Genomic DNA, 12,667 nt, shown 5'->3' with positions numbered 1-12,667 from the left:
CTCGCAGATGATTCCTTTAGACCAATTTTACAATGTAGAGCAGAAATTTCCTGATCAACACTACTTGACGTAGAGCCAGCATTCTTGCCAAGCTTCTGACGCAACTCAACAAAAAAATGATTCACTGCATATGCAGTTTTACTGGTAATTTTTCTCGTAATATTAACCCGTGAAAAACGATCAGTCATTACTAGAAGAACGCTATTCTTGCCATCTTTATGACCTTGAATAGTGTCTAGTTCCCAATGACCAATTTCGGACCGTTGGTCCGCAACCTGTGGACGTTGAGCAATGTTAGGTCCTAAGCACTTTTTGGCTTGTGGATGAGATTGATGGTGTTTACGTTTAGTTTTCTCAAAAAGGTCCAAGTTAGACGTACGGAATACACCATCATTAATCCACTGATACAAAGTCACAACAGACTTAGGGATCAGTGAATCATCACTCATCAAATCACGTGCCTTATAAATAGCTGCTTGAGGAGAGTAACGATGCTCATCGAATTCACCAAGCATTAATTGGTCGGCCAATTGTAAAAAACGCTTTGAGCGGTAATATAAACGAGGACGACCGGACCGTTGGTGGCATTTAAGATAAATATTCTGACCAGCTTCATAACTGTAGATGTGATAAGGGTAATCGTAAGTCTTACCATTGAATTTTTGACGACGAATTTGGCGAACTGTACCACGTTTAAGCTCATTATTAATGGTTTGGTGGTTCACTCCTAATTGACGACCGATTGCGCGATTGGAAAGTCCTTGCGACTTTAAAGTCGCAATCATCACTCGCTCTTCTTTAGTAAGGTGTGCATATTTGCGATGAGTGGCCAAGAGGTTAGTGGGCATGGTATCATTTAAGTGCGTCATTTGACGGACATCCTTTCATATAGGTTTGATTCACTTAATATGATACCTGATGTCACGCCGAATGGCGTTTTTGCATTTACCACCAATTAGGTGGCTAACTTCATTCTATAATCCACCTTGAAAAAAAGGCCCGTTAAAATAACGGACTTTTAATAGCGAGATATTAGTTATAAGTTAGCTGTTTTCATCTTTTTTCCATAGTTTTGTAATTGCATCATCGATTGCTGTTGGGAGTAAGTAGATACGTACTAGGACGTCGCATGCCTCAGCTCCTTTGTGGATAGCGTCGAAACTTGGATCCAGCTCGTCAATAGCGGTTCTTAAAATTTCCCAGTTACCAACGAGATTTCTTTCAGCTTGTAGCGTGTTAAAGGTGTAAGAACCACTTCCATTGCCAGTAACGGAATCCACATTAAATAATTTTTCATTTAATTCTTCAGTGGCTTGTTGTTTTCCTGATGCTAGTAAATTTAAGCGATTTGTAAAGGTTAGTTCATTTTTAATGTAGTCGATTATGTCCTTAGTTTCTTCTTGTAAGTAATTATATGTCATATTTGAGACCTCCAATTCTTGTAATCGAAGGCTTCACAAGCGTGATATTATCACGCTGTGTTAGTTAAATCATAAAATTTATATAAGATTTTTTTAACGGCTTGACAGAATTGTAAAATTGGAAAACAATACATATAGAGGATAAAACATAGTAACTTAGTTGATTTCAGCCGTTTATGAGGATATGGTTCGTAACCAAGACGTTGGAATGCAGAGCATTCCTTGGTTGAACCTTGTGTAGTAACTGTGTTGATTGAAATTAGTACTGATTATGACGGTTACACTATTTACCATATTCTTACTTTTACTTTGACGGTGGGGTACAGAGTACCCCTTAATGGAATTATGTTGTAAGAAGTTTTTTATTGGGATTAGTTGGTATTTGTAACCTTCATAGCAAAAATAATTTGAGGATGTAAATAAAGAGCGACAAAGTCGCTCTTTTTGGATTGATGTTGGAACTGAATTACGATTTTTAGGTGAACCTTTTTGGTTCGCCTTTTTTGTTGTTTTAAATGTTTTACTTTCAAAGCAAAGTTGCTTTCCAGACTTAAAATCGGGCAGCAAAGCTGCCCTTTTTTGACTTGTGTTCGAAAAAAACGAACACGGGTTGCTAAAAACAATCGAAATTCTTAAATATTTAAGGAGGCATTTCCATGAAAAAAATTATTAATGGAATCCTATACAACACTGAAACTGCTAAAGAGCTTGCTGAATGGAGTAACGGTCTTTCTTCATCTGATTTTTCTAATGAAACTGAAACCTTATATCGTAAGAAGAATGGACAACTGTTCTTATATGGTAGTGGTGGTCCACTTTCAGAATATGCAGTATCCTATATGCAGAGTTGGACATCTGGTGAAGACATTAAGCCTCTTACAATTGAGGCAGCTAAACGTTGGGCAGAAAACAAGCTAGACGCTGATGAGTATGAGGAAGTCTTTGGTGAAGTTTCTGAAGGTGATGAGCTGGTATCGGTCACACTTCAGTTTGAACATGATGTCTGGAAAAAACTAGTAAAATTAGCAAGTAGCGAATACACTCCAGCAGAAGATGTTATAGAAGAAATCGTCACAAAGAACTTTCAATAAATTCATTGAGAATAGAGAGTGCTTTTTGTTATAATTCTGATGCTTTTATACAGCATTATGCTGTATATATGCCATATTGCGATATTTATTTAAAAATATTTTTAATAAAAAGATTGACTAAAACGTAATATCGCTTATAATAATGTCATACGGAACAAATCCGTATGGAAATGAATATAAAAGTCGTTATTATCAGTTCCAAACCAGCACAGGCTAAGTAGTCGAGAATTGATGCTCTCGGTCGAAATTTTACCTAAGCCAATTGTATCTCTAACCACTAAAAGTATCAGAAGCAGGGTGTCACGAACCCTGCAACCCGTGAGGATGCCGTGGTAGTGTGAGCGGATTGAGATTGGACGTTCAATCCTTAAAAGCAATAAGTCCTGACGTATGATAAAAATGCTTGTCTAAGCGAGGATACGCTTAGAATTAGGCGGTAAAAAGCCTGCATTCATCAAAATCCGACGACTATAAATAAACAAATGACTTTAACAGGTCGTTTGATAATAGTGAGAGTTTATCTCATTACTATCAAACGGCCTGTTTTGCGTTTAGAAAGGAGAGTTGAAACTATGTTTGTTCAACAAAAGCTATTTAGTCAGTGGCAATTACCGGGCGAAGATCCTGGAAAGGTAATCATTGGTTTTGACACTGAATACCAATCAAACACACGAAACCAAATTCCAATTGGTGGCGAACTAATTGAAGTTAACCAACGGCGGCTAGAAGATATTATTTCAATCCAGTTAAGTTTTAACTATTGTAATCGGTCACCCACCTTGTATTTTATCAAGCGGGATAGCACTGATGATGTTTTCCGTTTTAGCGATGTAATGAAGTTGTTGAAGAAGTATTTGCGACATATTGGCAGCTACGATGAAGTGAAGAAGTTACGTAAGTTCACCTTAGAGTTTTGGACTTTCTGGGGCGGTGTCGATCTTAGTGTTTTCAAAGACTATGAAAAAATTCTGACTGAAAATGCGCGTAAGAAAGACAAAGCCAGTAAGATCGTTGCTATTCACAGTAATACCGTCTTCACTAGTCAACCACTAAAGCTGCTCGTTCGGGATAAAAATCGAAATATCGTCAAATTAACGAAAAACGACCATTTAGTCATACGGGATATGACTAAGCTTGCACCTGGTAAGTTGAACCTAGCTGGACTTGGCAAGTTGATTGGAGTTCCGAAGATCGATACTGAAAAATGGGATGCTCAGGACGGACACACCAAAGGATTTTATAAGTCACATATGACTAAACTCTGGCAGAATCGTCGGAGTGAGTTTGTTGATTATGCTCTTGAAGATGTGGTTGTGACTGCTTTATATGGAACTTTTATTCTTAACTTTCAGCAGACTTTAACCAAGGACGGGTTCGGAGATTTTAAGCCTCTACAACTGAAACCTTCGCTTGGTAGTATTGTTGGAACGATTATTGGTTGTGAAAATGAACAGCCAGCTGATTGGATTGTTGATGAGGTTATCAAACTTCTATCACAACTTAACCAGCGAAGTGATAATGATGAAGATTTTGAAAGTTTCTTAATGACCATATGTAAACCCAAAATAACAAACGTTAAAGGTAAGGTTGAACGTAACTATCACTTTGATGAATTGTTAGCGGAGCCAACGCCAGAGCATTTGAGGGAATGGTTAACGGATCATCTTGACTTTGACAAGATCCGCAAGGGTTATGCTTTCCCGCGAACAGATATTAGTAATGATAGTAGTCATAAGCATTTAGTTCACGACATGACTAATAAGGTTGATGCTCCTCTAAATCGGATGTTTGATGATGCCGTTAAAGCGTATAGCGGCGGCTATAACTTGGTTCAGTGGACTGGCGTGCTTCCGGCGGACGGTGAGAAACGTGATTGGGATTTGAGTTCAGCTTATTCGGAAGCTGGTCACCTAATTCCAGATATTGCGCCAGGTTTGGGTGCCGTTAAGTTCAGGGAGTTTCACAACTTGGCTGCTAACCAGTTTTCACGAATTGTTAAAGCCACCGGAAAAATGAACGGACCTTATACAGTCGGCGTGGGGATCTTTGATATTGAATATCCGAAAAACTACAAAGGATTCGTAATTACCCCGAAAAATGTTGATGACGGTCCTCGATATTTTCGGAAGATCCAAGAAGTTTACTTATCCTATACAGACGCTTACACCGCTTGGGTTTGTGGCGCAAAGGTCTTCACTCATCGAATTACCTTTGTGAAACAAGCAAAGATTCAACCTGGAACATTGAATGGCGTCAGTCGTGAAGGTCATATTCAAGACATCTTCCAGAAACGCCGAGAGCAATATACTCACGGAAGTCCCGAGGATCAAATGAACAAAAACGTGGTCAACCAGTGCTATGGCGTAACCGCTGAAGGCATTAAAGAAAAGACTAGTCCTGATTACAATAACGGCCGTCCATATTATGTACCGTTTTCAAGGATTACTAATCCACTAAAAGCTATGCAATTTACGGCCATTACTCGTTTACACATAATTACTTTGCAACGGGCAATTTGGCTTGTTGATTCCAGTACCATCTTCCTAAATAACGTTACAGATGGTTGCCTTACTTGGACTAAAAAGCCACTTGATATTGACGACATCATGAATGTAATGGACCAGATTACTCTAAAAGAAAATCGTTGGTATCACGACATGGTACACCAATTTTTTGACGGTAAGTATGTGAAAAGGAAAGACGGAACAACTGATGAAACTGCTAATTTACGAACGCGGTTGACATTTAGTCGTGATAATAGCTTGAAAGCGATGGTGGGATTAACCAAGATCACACCTCAGGAAGTCTTTGAGAATTATCTTGATCTCAATCGCCCTACTATCAATGTAGTTAATCATCAGATTACTGGAATCACAGCGATGCGTCACGAGAAAAAATTTCAACATCTGCAAACATCTTGGGATCAGCCAACCGATTTATTCTTTGCTTATGATATGGCCCAAGTGCCAACCAAGTATCATCACAATGGGAAGTACGTTTTCTGGGAAACAAGACCTTTTGACTCAGAGGATGAGTTTAATCGTATCTGGCAAACAGGTCGTGACTTACTCAAGTATGGTGTTTGGTACCTATCAAGTTATGCGCCGTTCTTTGCAAGAGCATTTAATGAACTTCAAAAGGGGTATCGACCGACGAAGTTTTGGAAAGTTGTTAAGAAAGACCGTCACGGTAATTCTTATTATCATCGCGGCACTGAAGTATATCGAAATTGGGTGTTCTATGTTGCAAGAAATAACTTAGAAGTTCAAAAGTCATACCAAATAATCGAACAAAAGTTTATTGAAGAAGGCTGGTCCTACCTGCGTGGTTCAGAAGAACGTGACATTCCTCAGCTTCAATCGTTTCGGGCAACTATACGGCGTATTCAAAAGAAACATATCAAGGTTCTTCCAAATTACATTTTGTTGCATGAAGTCAATCTAATTTAAGGAGAATTAAATTATGAATAGTCAATTATCTAATGTAAATCAACTAATTATTAAGACAATTAAGGAAAGCCTTGAACGAGAATTTGTATCAAAATTGATTAAGAATATTGGCTTACCAAGTGCCGAGTTTCTATTTAAATATGAGTTTAATCGAAAGTTTGGTACTTATGGTGAGTTATGGGATGGAAAGCCCAATGAATATATTGATACCAATAAAATCAGCCAAATTCTTAATAAATTTGGAGTTTCAAAGAAAGAGTACGATGCTCTTTATCATTTAACTGGAGAAGCTCGCGTAAAAGTGTTAGCGGTGCTTCAAAACGATATGGTAGTCGGAATTCCATGGCAAATTACACCTGATGAATTATTAAAAGAACATAACTAATGAAGGAGAAATCAAATTATGAAATCAAATCTTAACTTAGCTCAAGCAATCGTTACCTTAGCAGACAAGGTTTATATTGGTTACGCCATGGAACGTTTAGATAAGGAAGGCCCTAAGGCAAACGTACTCGACGTGATGTTTAAGTATCGGGCAGAAGCTATCCGCAAGTACGGATACTATGGTGAATTATGGGATGGTAAGCCGACAAAATATGTCGACAAAAAGATGATTGAAGAAACTTGTGCAGAGTACCACATCTCAAAGCAAGAATATGATGCTTTTTACCACCTGAAGGCTGATGATCGGCTAGAAGCCTTGTCCTACATTTGGCTTGATGGGTTACGCGAAGGAATGGAATTGTTAGATGAATAGGAAAGAGGTAATTGTTTTATGGATGTGGAATGTTTACAGGAACGAAAGTTAATTAATGCACTGACAAAAGGAATGCTAATGCTATCTTCTGGTGTTTCACCACCTAATTATTAATGACTAAGAAGTATTGTCTCTCGATTGCATAGTGCGATGTTTGTTAAATGAATGGAGGAAACAAAAAATGGATAAGAAGTTATTAAAGTTTTTACCAATGGAAAAGTTTATTGAAGCTGCAGCACCAAAAATTCTAGATGGTGTTTGTACGATTTTATCTCCTAAAATGCCGCCTTCAGATCTTTTCGATATGAGTTGGGCTGACGTTGATCCAGACGCATATCTCCAAGCGGTTAAGTGTATTGGGGAGTACGCAGAACGCTGGAAAGGTCTTCCTAATGTTGTTATGACACAAACAGATATTGAAAAAATGAAGTGTAAGTATAATATTAGCGATCGGTTGTATGATGAGTACTTTCAGCTATCAATGAAAGAGAAAAAGATTGTTCGCGTATTATCCAAAGCTCCAGTGAGTGAATGCATGCCAGATGAAGCTTATTATGATCCTGATGACTTGGATGAATTGAATCTTTTTGATGACTAAGGAGTTGATAACTATGTATCTTTCTTTTATGAGGTATAATCACCGTTACACTTTTAAAGCTGATATTGAGGGTTTTAAAGTGAACGATGAGTATGCCGCATCAATTGATGAAGAACTATATAAGCCAGTAGTTACTTTGGAGAATGTTTATTGCTTAGATCCCGATGATAAATTTAAGTTTGTGGCTATCGGTGCTGAGTTGAATTATGGTAAGCAACTAGCTCAGTTAGGGCAATTAGCAAAGGGAGAAACAATTCAGTTCAATGCTCGAATTGTCTCTCCTTGGGCACATAAACTTCAAGAAGATTTACGTAATCCGACAAAGGTTTCGATTATCAAGCCGCTGATGAAAGAACGTTATCCAGTACCAGATAGTGAAAAACTTCGTGTTGGTTACATCATGGAAGTGAATGGCCCAATGAATGGTCAACCATACGATTCTCATCTGGTGCATCAATATGATAATTGGTGTGATATTTATGGATGCAAAAAAGGCTTTGCAACTCGCCAAAGTAATACAAAGCCTTCAACAACAATTCGCCAAAACCGTTGTCATAAACATTATGGCACGGATTCAAATTAGATGAAAGGAGCTTGTCATAATGTTTGGAACTGAATTTAAGAATGCTCGACAACTTGCCAAAGCTCTTGGAATTGGTAACACAACATTATTCAAAATGCTGAAGAAGAAAAATCAACATGGGCAATCATGTCCGGTTCATCAGTTAGCCCCTGGCTGTCGTAAGTATTACAAGGTCGATGAAGTCAAGCAGTGGCTAATGAATTAGCAATGTGTTGTGTTACAATAAAGGGGGCCTATGTGACCTCTTTTTTATTAAGAGGTAATTAAAATGGCAATAACATTAATCAAAAGTGGCAAGAAAAAAGGGCATTATCGTGTGCGGATTCAACCCGTTGATAGGACAACTGGTAAAACGATAAAGATTCCAAGTGTTATTACAAATGGTACTACCCGTAGTGAAGCTGTTAACCTAGAAACAAAGTTATGGGCAAAGTTTCATGATGAAGTCAAAATCGAAAATCAAATGCTTGATCAACCATTGTCAGAAGCATTTCAAAAGTATGTTGATGAATGTCACGATAATGATCGCTGGGAAGATTCAACGTATTATGATTGGCAGTATACTGCTAAGCTAATTAAGAAATTCTTTGGTCGTCAAAAGATTAAAGATGTTCGTGAAGCTGATGTTAATTCTTTTGCTCATGATTACGTTAAGAAGCATAAAACACGAGTGGCAAAGCATACGACAATTGACCGTCAATTGCAAAATATTCGATCATTCTTTAATAAGATGCGTCAATATGGATTGACAGTTAATCCGGTACCTGAATCAGCTTTATCACAATTCTTTCGGAAAGGTGATATGACTATTCCAGATAAAAAGTATGTGTTTACTAGTGATGAGGTCAATGCAATTCGAACAACTTTGTTTGCTGAGTTAAAAAATACGCCATTTATCTATTGGGGTAGTCGATTAGCAATTTTAATTGCGTTAGATACTGGAATGCGTCCGCAAGAGATTCAAGCATTGCGCTGGGATGAGTTTACAAAAGAAGGTGGTTTTACCGTCTTATCTATTGACGATTCGTGGTGTGAACGGTCAAAGAAATTCAATGGCCATCTTAAAGCGCGAATGCATGGTGAGAGTCGGAAGACATTGTCTATATCTTCGGAACTGTTGGATGTGTTGAAAGATTATCACCAGAAACAGGAATCAATACTAAATAGGAAGAAATTAGTAAATGATAACAACTTAGTTCTTCTTAACTTGACAGATTTTGTTAGGTGTTCTGAGGGATTGCCAATAGCACAACGAACAATGAATGATATGCTTAAACGCACTGCTAAAAAGGTTGAAGTTAATAATGGATCATTAGCAGTAACTATGTATACATGTCGTCATACCGTTGCAACTAAATTAGGGAATACTCCTAACATGAGTTACCCATGGGCAGCTAGTCGACTAGGACACAGCCTGCAGATGTTTATGCGTACTTATGTACATCCTGATAAGGACCTAAATCAATCAATGCTTGAATTAGCAGTGACTGCAAATAACTAGATAGAGAATTTCCGTGTGTTTACGAAACACACCAATTGGCGCCATGCAAAATGACCCCATGTGGCTGTAAGGCCGAGGGCAGCATCACTCTGTCCATCTAGTCAGCATAATTAAAACTTACAAGGTTTATTAGTTCTTGATATATCAACGTTTTGCGGAGATGTATCAAGGACTATTTTTGTTTATTTTAGAATATTATGCACACAGCTGTGCACACAAAAAAAGCGTGTGCATGTGAAAATTGAGTAACATCCTATAAACGTTGATTTAATAGGAATAATTAATTGAAAACTGTGTGCATTTCTTAAAATTGAGCAAGTATAGTTTTTATGGCTTATATGTGGTATAGAGTAAAATAGGTACTACATAAATTCAAAATATGTAGTACCTATTTTAATTCATGATTAATCTACGTCCATATTGTCAGTAATAATATCAACTGTTTGACGTTGATTACCAGCAGTATAGAATTCTTGTTTTAATTCTGAAAGAGTAGTTGTATGTTCAATCATTTTTTGCTTATATGCTGGTGTATCATTACTGTGATCCAATGTCCAATAGGTAACATTATTACCATTAATTTGATACTGAACATCACCATCAGAGCCATAACCAACAGTTTTTCTACCATTATCAGCAGTAGACAACTCCATATTAGCATCATTGTTGTCAGATACATCTAAAGTATCGAAGCCATTTGCTTTAGCGTAAATCAGAACTGCTTCAGTTTTTTCATCAAGGTCAGTTGGAGCTGGTTGTTGGCTACTGCTATTAGAATCTATATTTTTATTTAAATCGGCAGAAATATTAGCATTTTTAAATTTTCAATTGCTAGTTGGAGTTGGTTGAGTGCTTAGCTATAAGTGAATTAAATATAGTTCTTGCCCAGTCAGTTAGTAATCGATTAATGGTGTTTTTATAATAAATTCTTAAATATTGGCAGAAAAATTAAAAAGAACTGTTAGACAAAATGTAGCGATTAGCAAATAATGAGCAGAGCTAAATCGCTAAGAATAGGCACCAAGTATATATAATTTTTAATTTTCCCTAAAATTTAATATTGAAAAATAGTTAGATAAAAATAGGTATTGTTTTTTTTTTTTTTGAAGTATTATTAAGTTGATGATAAGTGATTGATATTTAGTAATTTGACTTATAAATAGATTGGAGAATCAGAAAATGCTTGGGAAAAATAATCAAAAATTATATGATCAGCAACATGCTGATCAACACCAACATTGGGCTCTGCGGAAGCTGTCCCTTGGAGTAGCTTCAGTGCTGGTTTCAGTTTCAATCTATGCAGGAGCTTCGACAATTTCTGCTAATGCGGATACGCAAACGTCCGGAGCAACAGATACTACTGCATCAACTAATGGTTCCAGTGCTAGTTCGCTGGGTTCAGCAAGTAGTGTAAGTTTAAATGCGCAAAGTGCATCAAGTGCGACTACTAATAAGAGTGCTGCTAATAATGCTAGTGCAACAGCGACTAGTGCGGTTGCAAGTAGTGCGACAAATGAAGTCGCATCTGCTACTACCAGTAATAGTGCGCAAAGTCAAAGTGCCACAAGTGAAAAAGCTAACAGTAGTGCAACGCAACAGAATCGTTCTGCTAGCCAATTGCTGATGGTTTCATTGGCAGCTATCTCAAGTAGTACGCAAGGCACAACAGCAGACTATACTCCCACGGTAACGACGCCATTGCCATCAGACTATCCAAGACAATTTAACAATGACACATACAGTGAATATTTTGTCTTTAAGGAAGTTAAAGATGAATTAAATTATGTGAGCTATTATGGAGCGGTAAAGCAAGACGGTAGTGAAAGTGGTACCGTTTATATCTTTACTCAGTCAGTGGATGGGACGATTTCTGGTCCAATTAAATTAGCGAGTGGCGAAAGTAAGAGCCAAAATGGGATTACCTTCAATAATTATGGTGATACCTATACGGTTTATGAAAATAATAAAAACAATAATGACTTGTACTATGGCTATTCCTCCGATGGTGAAAAAGACTCTGCTGATCGAAGTCAAGGTAATAACCTTATTACTGGGGTTTTGCCAACCAACGGTCAGTTTGCGCTAACGATCCATTATTATGATAAAACTGGTAAATTAGTAAGGACTAAATCAGATCCACAAACCGTTTTAGCTGGTAAATACATTGAGGTTTCAGCACCAGAGGTCGTAAACGGTTATGTTTTAACTAAAACTGAAGGTAGTCAAAGCGGTGAGGTTTCCGAATATACTGCCGATAAGGTTGGTCAGACGTGGAAGCGTCACTTTACCGATGCAGGTCTTGATGCTGACAACACCTTGAATAGCGACGGCTCCTTCACGGTTAAGGTCTATAAAAACAGTCAACTTGTAAAAACGATGACTGTTCCAGTAGATGGGACTGGCCAATACCAAGAAAGCAATGGGGGATACCAGGATACCTATGCCTTCCCTAACCCGTATATTGCTGGATCAAATTCGTTAACCTACAATTACACCCAAGTTGGTAGCATCGTTCCCGTTGATAAAGATGGAAACGGGATTGGTGATGAGGTTCCATATACCAACGATCCAACGCATCCAAGAGAAGTTGAATCTAACGAACCAGTCCCAAAGATTCCGGGTTATCACATCTCAACAGATCAACCTAATCCTGATGTGAATAATGGTACCGTTACACCGTCTCACCCAACTGAGGATACTAAAGTAGTTTATGTTAAAGATGACACTACTGAAACAGAATCCAAAAATGTGACGCGGACCATTAACTATGTTGATAAGACAACTGGCGAGACCGTAGCAGACTCAGTAACGCAAACGGTAACTTTAACCCGCACCAAGACTACTAATGGTGAAACTGGTAAGGCAACTTACAGCAACTGGACTATTGATGGTAGTTGGGCTGAACAGACTTCACCTGACCTTTCAAGCAAGGGGTATGATGCACCAGTCTTTGCCGATGGTTCTGATGCAAGTAAGGTTGCGGCAGCAACGGTTAATGAAAACAGTAATAATACTACGGTGACGGTTTATTACCCACAACACTCTGATACTACAAACGAAACCAAAACCGTAAAACGGACCATCGAGTACCTTGACAAGAAGACTGGGGAGGCTATTCCAAGCAGATTAGCACAACCGGTTGAACAAGACGTAACTTTGACCCGGACGGTTTCAAACAACAAGACGACTAGTAAAGTTACCTACGGCGATTGGACAGTTGAATCAGGCAGCTGGGGCAAGGTTGTATCACCGGGCTTGACTAACTAT

At 38.1% G+C, this 12,667-nt stretch carries 12 protein-coding genes; 9 read left to right on the top strand and 3 right to left on the bottom strand.

All coding sequences use genetic code 11. The features are described from left to right. Window positions 1–869, bottom strand: an 869-nt coding sequence (locus QOS07_RS08635) for an IS30 family transposase (protein ID WP_283588548.1), incomplete at its 3' end; no start/stop codon positions are given. Between the two features lie 174 nt (window positions 870–1,043). Continuing rightward, complete coding sequence (locus QOS07_RS08630) at window positions 1,044–1,421, bottom strand: hypothetical protein (RefSeq protein WP_047767176.1); 378 nt, start codon at window positions 1,419–1,421, stop codon at window positions 1,044–1,046. 656 nt (window positions 1,422–2,077) lie between these two features. On the opposite strand from QOS07_RS08630, the gene QOS07_RS08625 reads away from it, so the two are divergent. The 8 genes from QOS07_RS08625 (at window position 2,078) to QOS07_RS08590 (ending at window position 9,400) form a co-directional block, all read left to right on the top strand. Beyond that, a complete protein-coding gene (locus QOS07_RS08625; protein WP_047767173.1) occupies window positions 2,078–2,512 on the top strand; it encodes a hypothetical protein in 435 nt (144 codons plus the stop codon). Window positions 2,513–3,084: 572 nt separating this feature from the next. Then, window positions 3,085–5,961 (top strand): hypothetical protein, encoded by a 2,877-nt coding sequence (locus QOS07_RS08620; RefSeq protein WP_283588547.1) that lies wholly within the window; start codon window positions 3,085–3,087, stop codon window positions 5,959–5,961. Between the two features lie 13 nt (window positions 5,962–5,974). Beyond that, window positions 5,975–6,346, top strand: a complete 372-nt coding sequence (locus QOS07_RS08615) for a hypothetical protein (RefSeq protein WP_283588546.1) — start codon at window positions 5,975–5,977, stop codon at window positions 6,344–6,346. Between the two features lie 18 nt (window positions 6,347–6,364). Then, window positions 6,365–6,718 (top strand): hypothetical protein, encoded by a 354-nt coding sequence (locus QOS07_RS08610; protein ID WP_047767167.1) that lies wholly within the window; start codon window positions 6,365–6,367, stop codon window positions 6,716–6,718. A 181-nt stretch (window positions 6,719–6,899) separates the two neighbouring features. Further along, window positions 6,900–7,316 (top strand): hypothetical protein, encoded by a 417-nt coding sequence (locus QOS07_RS08605; RefSeq protein ID WP_047767165.1) that lies wholly within the window; start codon window positions 6,900–6,902, stop codon window positions 7,314–7,316. 13 nt (window positions 7,317–7,329) lie between these two features. Further along, window positions 7,330–7,899, top strand: a complete 570-nt coding sequence (locus tag QOS07_RS08600; RefSeq protein ID WP_053002991.1) for a hypothetical protein — start codon at window positions 7,330–7,332, stop codon at window positions 7,897–7,899. 19 nt (window positions 7,900–7,918) lie between these two features. Then, window positions 7,919–8,104, top strand: coding sequence for a helix-turn-helix domain-containing protein (locus tag QOS07_RS08595; protein WP_047767163.1), 186 nt, complete (start codon window positions 7,919–7,921; stop codon window positions 8,102–8,104). Window positions 8,105–8,167: 63 nt separating this feature from the next. Beyond that, window positions 8,168–9,400, top strand: coding sequence for a tyrosine-type recombinase/integrase (locus tag QOS07_RS08590; protein WP_047767161.1), 1,233 nt, complete (start codon window positions 8,168–8,170; stop codon window positions 9,398–9,400). Window positions 9,401–9,804: 404 nt separating this feature from the next. Here QOS07_RS08590 and QOS07_RS08585 read toward each other — a convergent pair whose 3' ends face one another. After that, window positions 9,805–10,047 carry an Lreu_0056 family protein gene (locus QOS07_RS08585; protein WP_283588545.1) on the bottom strand — a complete coding sequence of 81 codons (243 nt, stop codon included), beginning with the start codon at window positions 10,045–10,047 and terminating at the stop codon, window positions 9,805–9,807. A 532-nt stretch (window positions 10,048–10,579) separates the two neighbouring features. Here QOS07_RS08585 and QOS07_RS08580 point away from each other — a divergent pair. Next, a partial coding sequence (locus QOS07_RS08580; protein WP_283588544.1) for a mucin-binding protein occupies window positions 10,580–12,667 on the top strand: 2,088 nt, incomplete at its 3' end.

The sequence above is a fragment of the Limosilactobacillus viscerum genome (genome assembly GCF_947387525.1).
GTDB classification, from domain to species: Bacteria; Bacillota; Bacilli; order Lactobacillales; family Lactobacillaceae; genus Limosilactobacillus; species Limosilactobacillus viscerum.
The sequence above is the reverse complement of the archived record's forward strand: the minus strand, read 5'-3'. Positions and strand labels throughout refer to the sequence as shown.